Source organism: Micromonospora sp. LZ37, from assembly GCF_059359015.1.
Map to the genome: position 1 here is coordinate 460,462 of NZ_JCADBL010000003.1, position 19,211 is coordinate 479,672.

Below are 19,211 nucleotides of genomic sequence, written 5' to 3' on the forward strand. Positions count from 1 at the left end.
GGGTGCCCGTCGCGTGCCCGGGGTCGGGGCCAATCCTGCCGGCCGCTGGATAACCAGCGGCGACGCCGTCGTTGCCGGTGTGTAACGCGTGCCTAGCGGGACCGCCGGACGCGGAGCAGCTCGGCCACCGACCAGGCCTGGAAGGGGCAGCCGGTGGCGGCGTGCGGCGCGGTGCCGTCGGCCGTCTCACTTACCGATCCTAGTCCGTAATCCCCCAAATGTCCCTCAAGTCCGACCAAAAGGTCATCGGTGGGTAGGTCGGCCTTCCGGTACGCCTCGACGAGCGGCCCGGTCAGCCACGGCCAGACCGTGCCCTGGTGGTAGGCGCCGTCCCGCTCGGCCGGCCCACCCCGGTGTGTGCCGGTGAAGCCGGGCGAGTCGGGGGAGAGGCTGCGCGGGCCCAGCGGGGTCAGCAGCCCGGCCGCCACCCGGCGCAGCGCCGCCGGGTCCGGCTCCAGCGGGGCGTACGGCAGCGACCAGGCCAGCAGCTGGTTGGGGCGGAGCAGGTCGTCGTCGTGGTGCGCCGCCCCGCCCAGCGGGTACGCCGGAGCCGGCCCGTCCACCACGTCGTGCAGCCAGCCGGTCGGCGCGGGGAAGCGCTTGCGGAACGCGTCCCGCGCCCGGCCGTGCAGCCGCCACAGCTCGCCGGCGTCCCGCCCGGCCAGCTCGGTCAGCTCGGCCAGGCCGGCCAGCCCGTTCACCCACAGCGCGTTGACCTCCACCGGCTTGCCGGTGCGCGGCGTCACCGGTGCCCCGTACACCCGGGCGTCCATCCAGGTCAGCGCGGTGCCCGGGGTGCCGCCCTGGGTGATCAGCCCGTCCGCCGGGTCGACCGCGATGCCGTACCGGGTGCCGGCCACGTGCGCCTCGACCACCCCGTGCAGCGCCGGCAGCAGCTCGTCGCCCAGGTCGGTGTCGCCGGTGACCGTCACGTGCCGGCTCACCGCGTGCAGGAACCACAGCGTCGCGTCGACGGTGTTGTACTCCACCCGACCGGTGTCCGCGGTGTTCGCCAGCATCCCCTCCGACAGCGTCGCCGCGTACGACCGCAGCAGCTCCCGGCCCTCGTCGGCCCGGTTGGTGCAGAGGAAGAGCCCCTCGTAGGAGGTCATGGTGTCCCGCGACCAGGCGCCGAACCACGGGTAGCCGGCCACCACGTCCGGGCCGGTCGCGGTGCCCACCACGAAGGCGTCGGCGGCCAGGGCCAGCGTGGCCTCGACCGGGTCGGCCGGCTTCGCCGCCGCCGCCACCGCCCGGTGCCGCCGCCGGGCCGCCGCGACCACCTCGGTCGCCGGTGGCGGCTCGGCGGCCAGGTCGTCGGCCCAGGCGAGCACGGAGACCGTGTCGCCGGGGCGGTCCAGGGCGCCGGCGAAGCGCCCCGCGTGCCAGAGATCCTCGTCCGGGTGCAGCCCGCGGGCCGCCTCCTCCCGGTGGTGCACGCCGAGCCACCACTGCCCGGCCGGCGCCCAGTCCGGCCCGGCCAGCCGGAACGCGCCCTCCACCACCACCCCGTCGGCGACCGGCTCCATCCGCGGCTCCGGGCCGTCCGCGCGGCGCTCGCCGTGCGCGTCCCGCCAGGTGCAGGCCGCCGCCAGCTCCAGCCGGACCGGCCCGCCGGCCACCAGCCGGTGCACCACCGCCACGAGGGGACGGCCGTGGGTCATCGCGATCTCCCGCTCGATCACCACGTCACCGATCCGCCAGCGCCAGCGCGGCAGCCCGTCGACCAGGTCGAAGCGCTCCAGCAGCTCGAAGCCGCGCGGGTCGACCACCCCCGAGGACCACTCGTGCGCGCCGAGCCGGACCCGCTGCCCGGACGGCCACGTCACCGCCGGGTCCAGGCTGACCAGCCCCACCGAACGCGACGCCGGCGTCTCGCCCGAGACCACCAGCAGCCCGTGGTACCGCCGGGTCCGCAGCCCGGCGACCGTGCCCATGGCGTACCCGCCGCGGCCGTCGGTGACCAGCCACTCCCGGGTCGCCCCAGCGGCCAGCTCACCGCAGACCTGGGGGCCGAAACCGATCTCGATCAACTACTTTCCTCCTGCGGCCGCGGGGTGGAACACGCCACGACGACAATGGGCGCTGTGGTCAAGTACCCCGGCGGCGTCGAAGATGTGCACGTGTTCACCGACAGATCGCCCTCCGACGCACCGTCTCCCGACGCCGAACGGCTCCGGCTGGCCCAGGCCGACGCCGGGGAGCAGGACTGGCGCGCATGGGGTCCCTATCTGTCCGAGCGGGCATGGGGGACGGTCCGGGAGGACTACAGCGAACACGGTACGGCCTGGGACTACTTTCCCCACGACCACGCGCGGTCCAGAGCCTACCGGTGGAACGAGGACGGCATGGCGGGCGTCTGCGACGACCGGCAGACGTTCTGCTTCGCCCTGGCGCTGTGGAACGGCAGGGATCCGATCCTCAAGGAGCGGATGTTCGGCCTCGGCGGGGACGGCGGCAACCACGGCGAGGACGTCAAGGAGTACTGGTGGTACGAGGACTCCACCCCCACCCACTCCTGGATGCGCTGGCGTTACCACTACCCGCAGGCCGCCTTCCCGTACGACGAGCTGGTCGCCGTCAACGCCCTGCGCGGCCGGGACGAGACCGAGTACGAGCTGGTCGACACCGGCATCTTCGACGACGACCGGTACTGGGCGGTGACCGTCGACTACGCCAAGGCGTCCCCCACCGACCTGTGCATGGTGGTGACGGTGGCCAACCGGGCCGCCGAGGCGGCCACCCTGCACGTGCTGCCGCACCTGTGGTTCCGCAACACCTGGGCCTGGGGGCCCCCCGGCGCGGGCCGGGTGCCCCGGCTGGTGGGGGAGGGCTCCCGGCTGGTCGGTGAGCACGGGGTGCTCGGCCAGATCCTGCTGGAGGGCGACGGCGCCCCGGTCCCGCTGCTCTGCGACAACGACACCAACGCCGAGCGGCTCTGGGGGCTGCCCGGGCGGTCGCCGTACCCGAAGGACGGCATCAACGACCACGTGGTGGCCGGCGCGGCGACCGTCAACCCGGACCGGGAGGGGACCAAGGGCGCGCTGCACTACGTCCTCGACGTGCCGGCCGGCGGGCAGCGGCAGATCCGGCTGCGGCTGACCCGCACCGCCCCGCCGCCGGCCGCCCCGCCGCCACCCCCGGCCGACCTCGGCGCCGGGTTCGACGCGGTGGTGTGGGCCCGGCGGGCCGAGGCGAACCGCTTCTTCGCCGGGGTCATCCCGCCGGCGGCCAGCGCGGACGAGGCCCTGATCGCCCGGCAGGCGATCGCCGGGCTGATGTGGGGCAAGCAGTTCTACCACTTCGACGTCAAGCGCTGGCTGGAGGGCGATCCCGGCTCGACGCCCCCGCCGGCCGGGCGGCGGCACGGGCGCAACAGCGCCTGGTGGCACATGAACAGCTTCGACGTGATCTCCATGCCGGACCCCTGGGAGTACCCCTGGTACGCGGCCTGGGACCTGGCCTTCCACTGCGTGAGCATCGCCCGGGTCGACCCGGGCTTCGCCAAGGACCAGCTCCTGCTGCTGCTGCGCGAGTGGTACCTGCACCCGAACGGGCAGATCCCGGCGTACGAGTGGGCGTTCGGCGACGTGAACCCGCCCGTGCACGCGTGGGCGGCGCTGAAGGTCTTCGAGATCGACGGGAGCCGGGACCACCAGTTCCTCGCCCGGGTGATGCACAAGCTGCTGCTCAACTTCACCTGGTGGGTCAACCGCAAGGACACCGGCGGCAACAACGTCTTCGAGGGCGGCTTCCTCGGACTGGACAACGTCGGCCCGTTCGACCGTTCCGCCGCGCTGCCCGTGGCGGGGGTGCTGGAGCAGTCCGACGGCACCGGCTGGATGGCGATGTACGCGCTCAACATGCTCGACATGGCGATCGTGCTGGCCGAGCACGACCACGCCTACGTCGACACCGCCACCAAGTTCTTCGAGCACTTCGCGTACATCGCGGCGGCGGCCTACGAGCAGGGGCTCTGGGACGCCGAGGACGCCTTCTTCTACGACGTGCTGCGGCTGGCCGACGGGAGTCAGGTGCCGCTGAAGGTGCGCTCGGTGGTGGGGCTGCTGCCGCTGGCGGCCACCACCCGGCTCACCGCGAAGACCCTCCGACGCCTGCCCGAGCTGGGAGCCCGGCTGCGCTGGTTCCTCACCCACCGCCCCGAGTACGCCGACGTGATCGGCGCCCGCCGCCTCGGCCCGGACGGCCGCCAGCAGCGGCTGCTCTCCATGGTGGGGCCGGAGCAGGTGGTCCGGTTGCTCGCCCGGATGCTCGACAGCGACGAGTTCCTCTCCGACTTCGGCCTGCGGACCCTGTCCCGGGCGCACCTGGACAAGCCGTTCGCGGTGACCCTGGGTGGGCAGGAGTTCTGCGTCGGCTACGAGCCGGCCGAGTCGACCAGCGGCCTCTTCGGCGGCAACTCCAACTGGCGTGGCCCGATCTGGATGCCGACTAACTTCCTGCTGATCAGCGCGCTGCGCGACTACGCCGCGTTCTTCGGTGACGATCTCCAGGTGGAGTACCCGACCCGCTCCGGGCGCAAGTGCACCCTGGACGAGATCGCCGACGACCTCTCGGCCCGGTTGATCTCGCTGTTCACCCGGGACGACTGGGGCCGGCGGCCGATCTACGGCGCCGCCCAGCTCTTCCAGACCCACCCGGACTGGCGGGACCTGATCTCCTTCCCGGAGTACTTCCACGGCGACAACGGCGCCGGGCTCGGGGCCTGGCACCAGACCGGGTGGACGGCGCTGGTCGCCGACCTGATCCTCACCCTGCGCCGCTGACGCCGCCCGCGCAGTCGCCAATCCGTCATCGACCGGATGCGGAAGGTGACGTTCACTAGCATCCACGGGGTGTCGTCAGCAGCCGAGGGAGACGCCGAGCCGGCCGGGCCCGCCGGCGTCGTCGCCGCGGCCCGGCGGTTGGCCGAGGCCGAGGGGTGGGCGGCGGTGACCCACCGCCGGCTGGCCGAACGCACCGGCACCGACATCGAGCTGCTGTACCGCCGCTTCCCGGACCCGGCGGCGCTGCTGTCCGCGGTCGCGCTGCGCGGCTTCGCCGACCTGGCCGCCGCGCTCGCCACCGCCCGCGCCGGCGGCGCCTGGCCGGCCGTGGTGACGACCTACCTGGACTTCGCCTACGCCAACCCCCAGGTGTACGACGCCATGCTCGCCCACACCTCCGACCTCACCCTCGGCCGTGACCCGGAACCGGGGGCGCCCCGGGCCGCCTTCGCCGAGCTGCGCGCCGCGTTGGTGCCGCTGGCCGACGGCCGTGACCTGGACACCCTCGCCGAGGTCGGCTGGTCGCTGCTGCACGGCGTCGTCATGCTGACCCGGGGCGGGCGGCTGCGGCCGGACCGGCAGGAGCAGCGGGAGGAGATGATCGCGCTCGGGCTGCTCGCCGGGCCGGTCCCGCGGCGCGGTGACGGCCGCCGCAGCCGCCGCAACCCGGATGATCTCGCCGCCGGCGCGCAGTAGCGTGTCCCGAGCGAGACCGGGAGGGACCAATGGGGAAGCGTACGGACACCAGCGTGCTCATCTTTGACGCCGACGACACGCTCTGGGAGAACAACGTCGTCTTCGAGCAGGTGATCGAGGACTTCCTGGAGTGGCTGGACCACCCCACCCTGGACCGCGCGCAGATCCGGGCCGTCCTGGACGACATCGAACGGGCCAACGCCGTGGCCCACGGGTACGGCAGCAAGGTCTTCCTGCGCAGCCTCGGCGAGTGCCTGGAGCGGCTGCGGGAGCGGCCGGCCACCGAGCGGGAACGCCGGGAGATCGACGAGCTGGCCACCGCCCTCGTCGCCCACCAGGTCGAGCTGATGCCCGGGGTGGCGCAGACGCTGGCCACCCTCGCCGGCCGGTACGACCTGCTGCTGCTGACCAAGGGCGACCGCGAGGAGCAGCAGCGCAAGCTCGACGCCTGCGGGCTGCTGCCCCACTTCCGCGCCGCGCACATCGTGCCGGAGAAGGACGCCGACACCTACGGCTGGCTGGCCGGCGAGCACGGCTTCGACCCGGCCGTCGCCTGGATGATCGGCAACTCCCCGAAGTCGGACATCCTGCCGGCCCGGGCGGTGGGGATGCGCGCCGTCTTCATCCCCAACGACAACACCTGGATCCTCGAACACGACGACGTCGACCCGGACGACGAGGGCGTGCTCCGCCTGACGGAGTTCACCGACCTGCTCCGGCACTTCTGAGGGCCGCCGGGCGGGTAACGTCGCGGGCGTGCCCGTGGCGGTGCCCGGCCCGAGAGCGCCCGGACCCGGCGACGGCTCGGGCCGTCGATCGAGCCTCGGGCGAGAAGCCGTTTCGACAACGAACAGCGCCGTCGCGGCGGCGCGCGTTACGCGGACATGCCGCAATTCATGATTGGTTTGAATCACATTCAGCCGGGCCCCGAAATGCTTGTCCCACTCCGGCCGGGCTGCCTAATCTGGGCGCGCGTTCACGGCTCTTCGGGGTGAGTCGGGAACGCACCGAAGTCCGGTGGTGGGGCACCGTGGAGCTGAGTGCAAGCGGGCCGGCTCGCCGTGCTGGGCCGGCGTGAGCGGCGTGCCACGTCCCGCCGTGCCCGCGCAGGCGAATTCCGCTGCCATCCCGGACGGCTGGGGGTCAGGACCGGGGAGTTGCGGACCCGGTCCTGACCCGGCCAGCGAAATTGCCGGCCGGATCGGTTCCTCATCTCCAAATGATGTGAAGCGTCTCCCGCGCCATTTTCGTTACATGCCTGAGCCGTCATTTCCGGTGCCGGTTCCGGCACCGGTTCCGGTGCTGTTTTCCGGGCCGCCCGGCGGGACCGCGGAGGCGATGAGGCGAACCAGCCTCACGATCTCAGGAGACCTCGCGGACGATCGCGACCGCGACCCGGCAGAACTCGTCCATGTCCGGATTGAAGCCGGCGGCGATGTCCGGGTGCAACCCGGACCGGGTCTCGTCGAGCAGCCGTTGGCAGACCTGCTCGACCGGTTCGCCGGCGTAGCTGGCGCGGATCCGATCGGTGGCCGCCTGCAGGGCCGAGGTCAGCTGGTCCTCCAGCGGGCCGCGCAGCTTCTGCTGCACAGGGTCCAGCCCGCTCGGGTCGAGCGTGACATGTGGCTCCGACATCGGCGCTCCCTTCGTCGGCGTCCGCGGTACCCCACCACGGGCGTCGGTCAAACCACGGTCGGCAGGGCGGCCACCCGTACCTGGTAGGAGAAGTCCTCCGCGGGCTCCTCCCCGTACGACAGTCGACGGATCTGCCGATCGTCGCCGTAGAGCGCGACGTCGACCAGCACGCCGAGGTGGGCCAGGCCGATGTTGGCCACCCGCTTCTTGTCCTGGAGCACCGCGCACACCCCGCCCAGCAGGGTGCTGGCGTCGGAGGTGCGGTGCCCCGGCGGGCAACGCAGGGTCACGTCGACCTCGATCGGCCCGGACAGCGGGGTCCAGCCGGTGCGCTGGGCCGCGGTACAGGCCGCCTGGAGCAGGGCACGGACCCTCGTCGCCTGCCGATGCCCGGCGGCGAAGATGGACAGCGCCTCGGTCTTGACCGGTGGCAGGCCGCTCACCTCGAACGTCAGGGCGAGAGCGCGGGTGTCCTGCACCACGGAGCACCTCCTCCTTGGGGACGATCCTGCCCAACCGGCGATCCGGCAGAGGGGAGTTCGCGCGAGAACCAACCGATCGGGCGGGCTGGGGTCGGCCGGAGGCGTATCGACTTCGACGGCGACGCGCCGGCGGGGAGCCCCTCAGACGCTAGTCGACGCGGCGGGCGTAGGACAGCCCGCCGCGTCCACCTCCTGGGACGGCCCCGCTCAGGCCGCCGGGCGGGGGGCGAAGGCGCAGAACTGGTTGCACTCCGGGTCGGCGAGGACCCACCAGCTGATCTCCGAGTCCGGCTCGCGGACCAGCCGCGCCCCCGCGGCGAGCAGCGCCGCCGGGTCGGCGCCGGCCAGACGCAGGTCCAGGTGCACGCGGGTCTTGCCGGTACGCGGCTCGGGCACCCGGTTCACCCAGATCGACTCCGGCCCGGCCCCACCCGGCCCCCGGTCGACCCGCACGTCGCCGTCGCCGGTGTCGACCACCTCCCCGCCGAGGATCCGGGCCCAGAAGTCTCCCAGGGCCCGCGGGTCGGCGGCGTCCATGCAGAGGTCCTCGAAGCGCGCGATCATGCGGCCATCATGCCGGCCGCCCCCGGCATCCCGCCGCCCCTGAGGCGGTGCGCGCCTCGCCCCCGTCATGATCCGCACGTTTTGCGGCGTGTCGGGGCTTCGCGCGGCCGGGACACCCCGACATGCCGCAAACCGCGAGCGCGCACGTGAGCGCGCACCGTGCGTCGCAAGGCGCCGCAGCCTCGGCCATGATCCACGCGCATTGCGGCGTGTCGGTGTCTCGCTCGGGCGGGATACCCCGACTCGCCGCACATCGCGGGTGCGGCCGCGAGCGGCGAGCGGTGCGGGTGCACCGGGCGCGGTGGGGTGGTCCGCCTCCCGTCTCGGGGCGGCTGGGGTGCTGCGTCACGGTGAGGTTTCGCGGCGTGGCGGGTCGGGCACTGTGGGCGCACGAAACGCCCGGAGTTGGCGCGATTCCACCGTCCCCATGCCGGGCCGTTCCGCCGTGCGCCGGGGCACGGGCCTTTCCCCGGTTTCTCGCCGAAGAAAGGGGGAGGGCGATGACGACACACCCCGGAGCGACCCGACATCGACGCCGGCCGGGCATGCGGATCGGTGCGGCCGCCGCCGCGTTGGCGCTGGTCGCTCCGCTGGCTGCCTGCGGCTCCGACGGCGGAGCCGGTGGTACGCCCACGATCAACCTGTACTACCCGCCCGAGCAGAACCTGCAGAAGGTGGTCGACGAGTGCAACGCCCAGGCGCAGGGGCGTTACCGGATCGCCTATCGGGTGCTGCCGCGGCAGGCCGACGAGCAGCGGGTGCAGATGGTCCGCCGGCTGGCCGCGCAGGACACCGGAATGGACGTGCTCGGTCTCGACGTCACCTGGACCCAGGAGTTCGCCAGCGCCGACTGGATCCGCGAGTGGACCGGCCAGGACCGGGCCGAGGTGGAGCAGGGCACCCTCGCCGGCCCGCTGGACACCGCCCGCTACGAGGACAAGCTCTACGCCGCGCCGAAGAACACCAACGTCCAGCTGCTCTGGTACCGCACCGACCTGACCCCGGCGGCGCCGAGGACCTGGGACGAGATGATCTCCGCGGCCCAGCAGCTGAAGCAGCAGGGCAAGCCGTACCAGGTGCTCACCATGGGCGCGCAGTACGAGGGCCTGGTCGTCCTCTACAACACCCTCGCCGAGAGCGCCGGCGGCCGGATCCTCAGCGACGACGGCACGCAGGCCGTGATGGACGCCGGCACCGTCAAGGCCCTCGACCAGCTCAAGCGGTTCGCCACGTCGGGCGTGACCTCGGCGTCGTTCAGCAACGCCACGGAGGACCCGGTGCGGCTGGAGTTCCAGTCCGGCGCCGGCGCCTTCCAGGTCAACTGGCCCTTCGTCTACCCGGCGTTGCAGGAGGCCGACCCGGAGCTGGCCAAGAAGGTCAAGTGGGCCCGGATACCCGGGGTCGACGCGAACACCCCGAGCAAGGTCACCATCGGCGGGGTGAACATGGCGGTCAGCGCCTACTCGGAGCACCCGACGGAGTCCTTCGAGGCCGCGAAGTGCATCCGCAACGAGAAGAACCAGAAGTTCTCCGCGATCAACGACGGCGTGCCGCCGACCATCGAGAAGGTCTACGACGACCCGGAGATGGCCGAGGCGTACCCGATGAAGGAGACCATCCTGGAGGAGCTCAAGGACCCGGCGGTCCGTCCGCTGACCCCGGCGTACCAGAGCATCTCCACGGTGATGTCGGCGATCCTGTCGCCGCCGTCGGCGATCGAGCCGGAGCGGACCGCCGACGAGCTGCGGGACGCCATCGCCGACGCCCTCGAGTCGAAGGGGGTCCTGCCGTGACCGCCCGGATCCACCGCCTCGGCGTGACGCCGTCGCTCGTCGCCCAGCAGCGGGAGGCGACCGCATGAGCATCAACGCCACTCCCGCCGGCGCGGACGTCAGCGCCGACGAGACCGCGACCAAGTCGACCGGGCGGCACGCCGCCGTGCCGGCCCAGCGGGCCGGCCGGAGCCGGGCCCCGCTGAGCGAGAACAAGAAGGCCGAACGGAAGCTGGGCTGGCTGCTCTGCGCCCCGGCGGCCCTGGTCATGGTGCTGGTGACGGCGTACCCGATCCTCTACTCGATCTGGTTGTCCCTCCAGCGCTTCGACCTGCGCTTCCCCGACCAGCGTGAGTTCATCGGGCTGGAGAACTACGTCACCGTGCTGACCAACGAGTTCTGGTGGACGGCGTTCGGGGTCACCATGCTCATCACGGTGGTCACCGTCGCCATCGAGCTGGTGCTCGGCATGGGCCTGGCGCTGATCATGCACCGGACGCTGGTCGGCCGGGGCATCGTCCGGACCGCCGCGCTCATCCCGTACGGCATCGTCACGGTGGTGGCCGCCTTCTCCTGGCGGTACGCCTGGACGCCCGGCACCGGCTACCTGGCCAACCTCCTCGACGGCAGCGCGCCGCTGACCGAGCGGGCCAGCTCGCTGGCGATCATCATGCTGGCGGAGATCTGGAAGACCACCCCGTTCATGGCGCTGCTGCTGATGGCGGGGCTGGCGCTGGTGCCGGAGGACCTGCTCAAGGCCGCCTCCACCGACGGTGCGACGGCCTGGCAGCGGTTCACCAAGGTGATGTTGCCGGTGATGAAGCCGGCGATCCTGGTGGCGCTGCTGTTCCGCACCCTCGACGCGTTCCGGGTCTTCGACAACATCTTCGTGCTCACCAACGGCGGCAACGAGACCTCCTCGGTGTCGATGCTCGCCTACAACAACCTGATCCGTGGTCTCAACCTCGGCATCGGCTCCACGATGTCGGTGCTGATCTTCATCACCGTGGCGATCATCGCCTTCGTCTTCGTGAAGCTGTTCGGCACCGCTGCCCCCGGCAGCGACGACTCCGAGAGGCGCTGACATGGCCGAAACCACCACGCGGGCGAAGCTGCGCTGGGGCCTGCTGGACGTCGTCGTCGTCGTCTTCGCGCTCGTCCCGGTGCTCTGGATCGCCTCGCTGTCGTTCAAGACCCCGGCCACCATCACCGACGGGAAGTTCATCCCCCAGGAGTGGACCCTGGACAACTACCGGACGATCTTCGACACCGACCAGTTCGTCCGGGCCCTGGTCAACTCGATCGGCATCGCGCTGATCGCCACGCTGATCGCGGTGGTGCTCGGGGCGATGGCCGCGTACGCGATCTCCCGGCTGGACTTCCCCGGCAAGCGGCTGCTGGTCGGGGTCTCCCTGCTGATCGCGATGTTCCCGCAGGTGTCGCTGGTGTCGCCGCTGTTCGAGATCGAGCGGCAGCTCGGCCTCTTCGACACCTGGCCGGGGCTGATCCTGCCGTACATCACCTTCGCCCTGCCGCTGGCGATCTACACGCTGTCGGCGTTCTTCAAGCAGATCCCGTGGGACCTGGAGAAGGCGGCGAAGATGGACGGTGCCACCCAGGGTCAGGCGTTCCGGCGGGTCATCGCCCCGCTCGCCGCGCCGGGCCTGTTCACCACGGCGATCCTGGTCTTCATCTTCTGCTGGAACGACTTCCTCTTCGCCATCACGCTCACCTCGACCGAGCGGGCCCGCACGGTGCCGGTGGCGCTGTCGTTCTTCACCGGCGAGTCGCAGTTCGAGGACCCCACCGGGGCGATCTGCGCCGCCGCCGTGGTGATCACCATTCCGATCATCCTGTTCGTGCTCTTCTTCCAGCGCCGCATCGTCTCCGGCCTGACCTCCGGCGCAGTCAAGGGATAGGTGACAACAATGGCTGACATCGTGCTGGACAAGGTGAGCAAGCGGTTCCCGGACGGGACCATGGCGGTGCAGGACGTCGATCTGGAGATCGCCGACGGCGAGTTCGTCATCCTGGTCGGCCCCTCCGGCTGCGGGAAGTCCACCACCCTCAACATGATCGCCGGGCTGGAGGACATCAGCTCCGGTGAGCTGCGCATCGCCGGGCAGCGGGTCAACGACAAGGCTCCCCGGGACCGGGACATCGCGATGGTGTTCCAGTCGTACGCGCTCTACCCGAACATGACCGTCCGGGAGAACATGGCCTTCCCGTTGCGGCTGGCGAAGCTGGACAAGGACACCATCAACCAGAAGGTCGACGAGGCGGCCAAGGTCCTGGAGCTGACCGCGCTGCTGGACCGCAAGCCGGCCAACCTCTCCGGCGGCCAGCGGCAGCGGGTGGCGATGGGACGCGCGATCGTCCGGCAGCCCAAGGCGTTCCTGATGGACGAGCCGCTGTCCAACCTGGACGCCAAGCTGCGGGTGCAGATGCGGACCGTGGTGTCGCGGCTGCAGAAGCAGCTCGGCACCACCACCGTCTACGTCACTCACGACCAGACCGAGGCGATGACCCTCGGCGACCGCGTGGTGATCATGCGGGGTGGCGCGGTGCAGCAGGTCGGCCCGCCGCAGGAGCTCTACGACCACCCGCGCAACCTCTTCGTCGCCGGCTTCATCGGCTCGCCGTCGATGAACTTCCTGCACGCGGCCGTGGAGGACGGCAAGCTCCGTACCGCGTTGGGCGACGTGCCGCTGGGCGAGCGGGTCCGCCGCCAGCTGGCCGGGGCCGACGCCCCGCGCGAGCTGATCCTCGGCATCCGGCCCGAGCACTTCGAGGACGCCGAGCTGGTCGACGACGACAGCCGCCGCCGGGGCATGGAGTTCGAGGCGCCGGTGGACATCGTCGAGTCGATGGGCTCCGACAAGTACGTCTACTTCAGCGTGGAGGGGGAGCGGGCCAGCGCCGCCGAGCTGGAGGAACTGGCGGCCGACGCCGGGGCCGACTTCTCCGGTGGCGGAGCCAACCTGGTCACCCGCCTGTCGGCGGAGTCGCCGGTGACCGAGGGACAGCACCGGCGGGTCTGGTTCAACCTGGAGAAGATCCACCTGTTCGACCCGTCCAGCGGGCGCAACCTGACCCTGCACGAGGGCCGGGCCGAGGGCGCGCTCGCCGACTGAACCATCGCGGGCGAGAGCGGGGGCCGGTGGCGGTGCGCCACCGGCCCCGACTCGTAGGCGGCGTCACCAGGAGTGACGAAGGGGCAGGCCGAGGAACCGGGCGTACCCGCCCAGCGCCGTCTCGACCCCGGCCCGCACGTCGGCGTCGAACGGGACCAGCGGTCGCACCGACACGGTCACGGCCGTCCGGCCGATCGTGCGCTTCCAGGTGCCGACCACCCGGCCGCCGCGCACCACGGTCGACTGGAAGACGCCGTTGCCGCCGGGCACGACCGCCCGCCCGTGCTCCGGGTCGAGCATCAACGCCCGGTCCTTGAAACCGAGCAGGTACTCGTCGAACCCGGGCAGCGTCCACACGTCGTCGCGCGGAGAGCGGGGCGCGTCCAGCAGGGCCGGATCGAGGTACGCCTCGACGCCGTCGACTCCGACCGCGGCCAGGTCGGCGCCGGCGACGGCAATGCCCCGCTTCGCGTCGGCGGCGGTCAGCCCCGTCCAGCCGGCGAAGTCCTGCCGGGTGGTCGGCCCGTGGCCGCGGAAGTAGCGCCGGGCCAGGATGCCCAGCGCCTCGTCACGGTCCGGCCGGTGCGGCTCGGGCGCCCACTCGTCGAGCAGGGCGAAGGTCTGTTCGGTGCCGACGTGCGGGGCGATGCAGGTGACGCCGCGCTGGCTGGCGTACCAGAGCAGGTGGTAGCCGCGTTGGCCGGTGGTGTCGATGCCGGCGGCGGTGAGGGCCGCCAGGCACTCGGCACGGGTGAGTCGCCCGCCCCCGGCCAGGGCCGCGCCGAGCACGTCGGCGGCCCGGTCGGCGTCGCCCTCGCTGAGCCCCAGTGCGGCCCGTCGGGCCGCCGCCCCGGCCAGCGCCCGGACCCCGGTCACCGCCAGCATCCAGTGGGCGTCCCGGGCCGGCACCAGGTGCACGGTGCCCCGCATCGGCCAGGTGCGCAGCACCTCCCGGCGCTCCAGAGCGGCCCGCACGTCCGCGAGGGTCCGCCCGGGCAGCCGGACGCCCAGCGACCACATTCCGCTCGCCGCGTCCTGCGCCTGCATCGCGCCGAACCACTCCACCACACCGGCGACGTCCGTCGGCCCGCCGCGCGGGTGCGCCCGCAGCAGCAGGCTGGTCATCCGCAACGCCAGCGCCTCAGCGCCGGTCAGCTCCGTCATGCCGCCGCCCTCCCCCGGATACGCCGGTGAGCATAGGCCGAGGCTCGGACATTTCCGGGAGACGACGGCTGGTGCGCCCCGACGACCTGCGCAGACGATGTCGCGGCCCCCCGGCGAGTCCCGACGTACCCGGAGACGACAGCGCCGGGCGGGGGGCTGCCGCCCACCCGCCCGGCGTCCACGGTCAGCGCCGTGGCTGCCGTGTCAGCGTCGCCGTCGTGCCGGCTCCGGCACCTCCGCGTCGACGCGCTCCCGACGCACCTCCGCGTCGATCGGCTGCTCCTCGACCACCTCGTCCTTGGTCAGGCGCACCCGTTCCACCGGGACCTGCTCCTTGCCGACCACCGGCCGCTCGGCGCGCAGCTCCACCTCGCGCTGCTCCTCGCCGATCCGCGCCCGGGTGTCACCCCGGTTCGCCGCGGTGATCGGTTCGCGCACCACGCTCACCTCATCGTGCTCGACGGGCACCGTGGTATGCACGTCCTCGGTGACGACGTGCTTGCGCAACCGGGCCGCACCGGCCGGTTCGCTCTCGGTGCCGACTCGCAGCCGCTCCTCGGAGCGGACGAGGTCCGGCGCACCGGACGTCCGCGGCGGCGGGCCCGCCTGCTGCTCGAGCCGGTAGTGCCGCTGGAGCTGGGTGAGCTGCTCGTTGCTGAGCGGCTGCTGGGTACCCGCCTCCACACTCGGGGCGCTCCGCACGGTCGACTTGTCGTACGGCACCGTGAGCCGGCCCTCGCGCACGCCGGCTCCGGCGAGCGGAGCCATCGCCTCGTGGTGGCCCATGGTTCCCGTCGCGACACTGACCCAGGTGGGTTCGCCAGTGGCGTCGGCCCAGATCTGGCCGACGCTGCCGATCTTCGCGCCCGACCGGTCCTGGACGTCCTGCCCGTACAGAGCGGCGATCTGCTGCTCGGTCATACGCATGGTTCGTCCTTCCTCTTGCGGGTCACGACGCGGATACCCGACGGGCCCGAGCGCATTCGTCCGGCCGCCGCCGGGCCCCGGCACGGGTGCAGGACAGCGCCGCGACGACGCATAGGTCCCCGGACAGTGGGAATGCGACGCCGTCCACCGTCGCGAGGAATGCGAGGTAACGCAATGACCGCGTCCAGAGAGCCCGCTGGGGGCCCCGGCAGGTCCGGTGTCCAGCCGGTGCAGACCGGCACCGCCGCCAAGACGAGCGCGGCGGCCACCTTCGCCCTGGTGTTCGGGGTGGCCGCCCTGCTGAGCGTGCTGACCGCGATCCTCGCCTGGATCGGTCTGCTGCTCGGCATCATCGGCATCATCCTCGGCGTTGTGGGACTCAAGATGAGCCGCCGGCCCGGGGTGACCGGTCGCGGGGTGGCCATCGGCGGCCTGGTGCTCAGCGCGCTGGCCGTGCTGCTCGGGCTGGCCCTCGCGGCGGGGATCTCCACCTTCGTCAACAACGAGGGCGCCGTGAACCGGCTCCAGCAGGGCGTCGACGACCTGCGCGACAAGCTCGACAACTGACGCCCGGCGCGGGCCGTCCGCCGAGCGCTGACTAGGGTGGGCGACGTGCTCCGCCAGGTCACCGGAATCCGGTACGTCACTCCGCTGCGTGAGGGCGGCTCGCTGCCCGGCGTGGTGGAGGCCGACGACCTGGGCACGTACGTGGCGAAGTTCTCCGGCGCCGGGCAGGGGCCCAAGGCGCTGGTCGCGGAGGTGGTCAGCGGGGAGCTGGCCCGCCGGCTCGGGCTGGCCGTACCCCGGCTGGTGGTGCTCGGCATCGATCCGGTGATCGGGCGGGCCGAGCCGGACCAGGAGGTGCAGGAGCTGCTGCGCAACAGCGGCGGGGCGAACCTGGGCATGGACTTCCTGCCCGGCGCGCTGGGCTACGACCCGGTGGCCCACCCGGTCGACGCCGCGCTCGCCTCCCGGGTGCTGTGGTTCGACGCGTACACCGAGAACGTGGACCGGAGCTGGCGCAACCCCAACCTGCTCGTCTGGCACCGGGAGCTCTGGCTGATCGACCACGGGGCGACGCTCTACTTCCACCACAACTGGCCGCGCGCCGAGGCGGCGGTGGGGCGCGCCTACCGGGCCGACGACCACGTGCTGGCCCCGTACGCCGGCGACCTGCCGGCCGCCGACGCCGAACTGTCGCCGCGGGTCACCCGGGAGCTGCTCACCGAGGTCCTCGCGTTGGTGCCGGACGTCTGGCTGGCCGGCCCGGACTTCCCCTCCGCCGACGCGGCCCGGGCCGCGTACGTCGACCACCTGGCCCGCCGGGTGACCCGCTCCGCCGACTGGCTGCCGGGGGGCGCGGCATGAGGACCCCTTTCGAGTACGCGATGATCCGGCTGGTGCCCCGGGTCGAGCGCGGCGAGCTGATCAACGTCGGCGTGCTGCTCTACTGCCAGCAGCGGGACTTCCTCGGCGCGCGTACCCATCTGGACGCGGCGCGGGCCCGCGCGCTGGCACCCGACGTGGACCTGGAGGCGGTGGCGACGGTGCTCGGCTCCTGGGGCCGCACCTGCGGCGGTGACGGTCCGGCGAGCCGGATGAGCCTGGGGGAGCGGTTCCGCTGGCTGGCCGCGCCGCGCAGCACCATGATCCAGGCGGGGCCGGTGCACACCGGGCTGACCCTCGATCCCGGGGCGGAGCTGGACCGGCTGATGGCGACCCTGGTCCACTGAGCGTCCCCTGATCGCGCTACGCCAGCGCCGTTGCCGGCGGAGCGCGATCCCCCGTTCAGGCGCCCGGCGCGGGGGCGGCTGCCCGTGCAGCCGGCGCCGGTTGCGATCAGGATCCTCCTCCGGTCCCGACCGGGGCACCGGCGTGGCCCGGAACTTGCGCAAATCTTGAGCCGCGGCCGGGGTGGCCCACTGTCGGTGGGGCACGGCACAATCCGCGCCGTGATCAACGATTCGAGCCTCTTCGCCGGCCTGGACGACGTCGACTGGGCTGCGCTGCACCACGCGTACGGGCCCGCGGTGGAGGTGCCCGAGCTGCTGCGCGGCCTCGTCGACGACGATCCGGCGGCCCGGGAGACCGCGCTGGACGGCATGTACGGCGCGGTGCACCACCAGGGCGACGTGTACGACTGCACCCTCGCCACCATCCCGTTCCTCCTGGACGCCGCCGGCCGCCCCGGGCTGCCCGGCCGGGACGGCATCGTCGAACTGCTGGGCAGTTACGCCGGCGCGGAGTACGACGACATCGAGGACGAGCTCGACGCCGGGAACGCCGACGAGGAGGAGGTGGCCATCCACCTGGCGGCGCGGGCGGCGATCGCCGACGCCCGGCCGGTGTTCCTGGCCCTGGTCGACGACCCCGATCCACAGGTGCGCGCCGCCGCCGCCGGAGCGCTGATGGTCCGGCCGGACGCGGAAATCAGCGCCGTCCTTTCCGACCGGCTCGCCGTCGAGTCCGACGAGGACGTCCGGGAGGCGCTGCTCGACCTGCTCGGGCGGCTGGGCCGGCTGGCCCGGACCGGGCGACTGGCCGGCGTCGATCCGGCCGGGCTGCTGGCGCCGCTGGTGGACACGCTCACCGCCGACGGGCCTCCCCAGCCGCGGCTGGCCGCCCTGGCCCAGCTCGTCGAGGACGCGGCGGAGCCGCCCGGCGTCGATGTCGTCGCCACCGCGCTGGCGCTGTTCGACACGCTCTACGCGCGAAACGCGCCGTCGCCGAGCCCGGCCGGGTTCACCACCGACACCCTGCGCGGCGCGGTACGGCAGCTGGGGGAGCGGGAGCTGGCCGGGCGGCCGTCCCCGCAGGCGGCGCCGCTGGTCCACCAGCTCAGCGCGGCGCTGGGGGACCGGATCGGCGAGCGGACGCGGCTGCTCACCGCGCTGCTGGACGCGCCCGAGTGGTACCGCCGCCACGACGCGATCGCCCCGGCGCAACGGCTCGTCGACGGCTGGCGGGGGCCGTACCGGGAGCTGGTCGCCCGGCTGGGCGAGCAGCTCCTCGACCCGGAACCCCGCCTCGCCGGGGCCGCGGCGGCGAGCCTGCGGCACCTGGACGTGCTGGCCGCGCCGGCCGCCGACGCGATGGTCCGCGCCCTGGACGCCGCGCCCCGGGAGGCGCGGCACGACCGCGCCGGCGCCCCGCCGTGGATCATCCGATGGGAAGGCGGCGAGGTGGCTCTCGGTCCGGTGCCGGTGGCGCTGGCGGCCCTGGCGGACCGCCGGGTGCTGCCGGTGCTGCGCTGGGCCCTGGAACAGGACCAGCCGCCGGAGGACGTCGGCCAGGCGGTGGCCGCGCTCGGGCCCGCCGCCGCCGAGCTGGTGCCGCTGATCCGTGACCGGCTGCGCGACCTGCCCGACGCGCCCGAACGGTTCCGCTCCTCGCTGGTGTACGCGCTGGGGCGGATCGGCCCGGACGCCGCCCCCTGCCTGCCGGAGCTGCTGGCCCTGCTGCCCGACGAGGCAGCGGCCCGGGCGGTCGCCGCGCTCGGCCCGGCCGCCGTCGACGCGGTGCCGGCGCTGCGCGGCGCGATCGGCTCCGACGAGTGGCGTCAACGCCTGTCGGCCGCGTCGGCGCTCTGGCAGGTCACCGGCGACGCGGAGCTCGTTCTGCCGGTGCTGGCCCGGTCCCTCGACGGGACGACGTTCGAGGCGCGCGACGCCGCCCGGGGGCTCGCCGAACTGGGCCCGGCCGCCGCCCGGACCGCGCCCCGGCTGCGCGAGCTGTGCGCCGCCGCCGACAGCACCGGCTGGCTGCCGCTGGCCGCCGCCGTGGCGCTGTGGCGGGTGACCGGCGACGCCGCCGCGACCCTGCCGACGCTGCTGTCGGTCTGGCGGGCCAACAGCTACACCGCCCGGGAGGTGGTCCGGCACCTGGTCGAGTTCGGTCCGCTCGCCGCCGACGCCGCGCCGCTGCTCCGCGCCGAGCTGGCCCGGGTACGCCGGCACAACGTCCGCGAGGGGACGTGGATGACCGACCAGGTCGCCGCTGACGAGGAGCTGCTCCGGTACTGCCGGGCCGCGCTGGACGCGATCGGCTGAG

Annotated in this window: 17 protein-coding genes; 11 read left to right on the forward strand and 6 right to left on the reverse strand. The window is 73.1% G+C overall.

The annotated features are described in order from the left end of the window. Positions 1-92: 92 nt before the first annotated feature. A complete protein-coding gene (locus tag AC5L3Z_RS09720; RefSeq protein ID WP_494841196.1) occupies positions 93-2,033 on the reverse strand; it encodes an amylo-alpha-1,6-glucosidase in 1,941 nt (646 codons plus the stop codon). A gap of 45 nt (positions 2,034-2,078) precedes the next feature. Here AC5L3Z_RS09720 and AC5L3Z_RS09725 point away from each other — a divergent pair, with 45 nt between their 5' ends. From AC5L3Z_RS09725 to AC5L3Z_RS09735, 3 genes are all read left to right on the forward strand, one after another. Next, positions 2,079-4,787 carry an MGH1-like glycoside hydrolase domain-containing protein gene (locus AC5L3Z_RS09725; RefSeq protein WP_494841197.1) on the forward strand — a complete coding sequence of 903 codons (2,709 nt, stop codon included), beginning with the start codon at positions 2,079-2,081 and terminating at the stop codon, positions 4,785-4,787. 69 nt (positions 4,788-4,856) lie between these two features. After that, the gene (locus tag AC5L3Z_RS09730) at positions 4,857-5,483 is read left to right on the forward strand and encodes a TetR-like C-terminal domain-containing protein (protein ID WP_494841199.1); all 627 of its coding nucleotides are present in this window, start codon (positions 4,857-4,859) and stop codon (positions 5,481-5,483) included. A gap of 29 nt (positions 5,484-5,512) precedes the next feature. Further along, the gene (locus AC5L3Z_RS09735) at positions 5,513-6,211 is read left to right on the forward strand and encodes an HAD family hydrolase (protein ID WP_494841200.1); all 699 of its coding nucleotides are present in this window, start codon (positions 5,513-5,515) and stop codon (positions 6,209-6,211) included. A gap of 634 nt (positions 6,212-6,845) precedes the next feature. On the opposite strand, the gene AC5L3Z_RS09740 is transcribed toward AC5L3Z_RS09735, so the two are convergent. The 3 genes from AC5L3Z_RS09740 to AC5L3Z_RS09750 all read right to left on the reverse strand — a co-directional run bounded on the left by AC5L3Z_RS09740 (position 6,846) and on the right by AC5L3Z_RS09750 (position 8,164). Continuing rightward, positions 6,846-7,118 (reverse strand): hypothetical protein, encoded by a 273-nt coding sequence (locus AC5L3Z_RS09740; protein ID WP_334523623.1) that lies wholly within the window; start codon positions 7,116-7,118, stop codon positions 6,846-6,848. A gap of 47 nt (positions 7,119-7,165) precedes the next feature. After that, positions 7,166-7,597, reverse strand: coding sequence for a RusA family crossover junction endodeoxyribonuclease (locus AC5L3Z_RS09745; protein WP_494841285.1), 432 nt, complete (start codon positions 7,595-7,597; stop codon positions 7,166-7,168). A 210-nt stretch (positions 7,598-7,807) separates the two neighbouring features. Then, complete coding sequence (locus AC5L3Z_RS09750; protein ID WP_494841202.1) at positions 7,808-8,164, reverse strand: VOC family protein; 357 nt, start codon at positions 8,162-8,164, stop codon at positions 7,808-7,810. A gap of 500 nt (positions 8,165-8,664) precedes the next feature. Here AC5L3Z_RS09750 and AC5L3Z_RS09755 point away from each other — a divergent pair, with 500 nt between their 5' ends. From AC5L3Z_RS09755 to AC5L3Z_RS09770, 4 genes are all read left to right on the forward strand, one after another. Further along, on the forward strand, positions 8,665-9,957 hold the full coding sequence (locus AC5L3Z_RS09755) for an ABC transporter substrate-binding protein (RefSeq protein WP_494841203.1): 1,293 nt from the start codon (positions 8,665-8,667) through the stop codon (positions 9,955-9,957). Positions 9,958-10,021: 64 nt separating this feature from the next. Beyond that, the gene (locus AC5L3Z_RS09760) at positions 10,022-11,020 is read left to right on the forward strand and encodes a carbohydrate ABC transporter permease (RefSeq protein WP_494841205.1); all 999 of its coding nucleotides are present in this window, start codon (positions 10,022-10,024) and stop codon (positions 11,018-11,020) included. A 1-nt stretch (position 11,021) separates the two neighbouring features. Next, the gene (locus AC5L3Z_RS09765) at positions 11,022-11,855 is read left to right on the forward strand and encodes a carbohydrate ABC transporter permease (RefSeq protein ID WP_494841206.1); all 834 of its coding nucleotides are present in this window, start codon (positions 11,022-11,024) and stop codon (positions 11,853-11,855) included. A gap of 9 nt (positions 11,856-11,864) precedes the next feature. Then, positions 11,865-13,070: an ABC transporter ATP-binding protein gene (locus AC5L3Z_RS09770; RefSeq protein WP_494841208.1), complete on the forward strand. Its 1,206-nt coding sequence runs from the start codon at positions 11,865-11,867 to the stop codon at positions 13,068-13,070. A 63-nt stretch (positions 13,071-13,133) separates the two neighbouring features. Here AC5L3Z_RS09770 and AC5L3Z_RS09775 read toward each other — a convergent pair whose 3' ends face one another. Continuing rightward, positions 13,134-14,234, reverse strand: a complete 1,101-nt coding sequence (locus tag AC5L3Z_RS09775) for a winged helix DNA-binding domain-containing protein (protein ID WP_494841209.1) — start codon at positions 14,232-14,234, stop codon at positions 13,134-13,136. 204 nt (positions 14,235-14,438) lie between these two features. After that, positions 14,439-15,161: a YsnF/AvaK domain-containing protein gene (locus AC5L3Z_RS09780; RefSeq protein WP_494841210.1), complete on the reverse strand. Its 723-nt coding sequence runs from the start codon at positions 15,159-15,161 to the stop codon at positions 14,439-14,441. A gap of 174 nt (positions 15,162-15,335) precedes the next feature. Here AC5L3Z_RS09780 and AC5L3Z_RS09785 point away from each other — a divergent pair, with 174 nt between their 5' ends. The 4 genes from AC5L3Z_RS09785 to AC5L3Z_RS09800 all read left to right on the forward strand — a co-directional run bounded on the left by AC5L3Z_RS09785 (position 15,336) and on the right by AC5L3Z_RS09800 (position 19,210). Next, positions 15,336-15,728 carry a hypothetical protein gene (locus AC5L3Z_RS09785; protein ID WP_494841211.1) on the forward strand — a complete coding sequence of 131 codons (393 nt, stop codon included), beginning with the start codon at positions 15,336-15,338 and terminating at the stop codon, positions 15,726-15,728. Between the two features lie 45 nt (positions 15,729-15,773). Continuing rightward, positions 15,774-16,529 carry a HipA family kinase gene (locus tag AC5L3Z_RS09790; protein WP_494841212.1) on the forward strand — a complete coding sequence of 252 codons (756 nt, stop codon included), beginning with the start codon at positions 15,774-15,776 and terminating at the stop codon, positions 16,527-16,529. Further along, complete coding sequence (locus tag AC5L3Z_RS09795; RefSeq protein ID WP_494841213.1) at positions 16,526-16,894, forward strand: DUF3037 domain-containing protein; 369 nt, start codon at positions 16,526-16,528, stop codon at positions 16,892-16,894. The genes AC5L3Z_RS09790 and AC5L3Z_RS09795 overlap by 4 nt, the downstream gene beginning before the upstream one ends. Before the next feature lie 219 nt (positions 16,895-17,113). After that, positions 17,114-19,210 carry a hypothetical protein gene (locus AC5L3Z_RS09800; RefSeq protein ID WP_494841214.1) on the forward strand — a complete coding sequence of 699 codons (2,097 nt, stop codon included), beginning with the start codon at positions 17,114-17,116 and terminating at the stop codon, positions 19,208-19,210. Position 19,211: the final 1 nt, after the last annotated feature.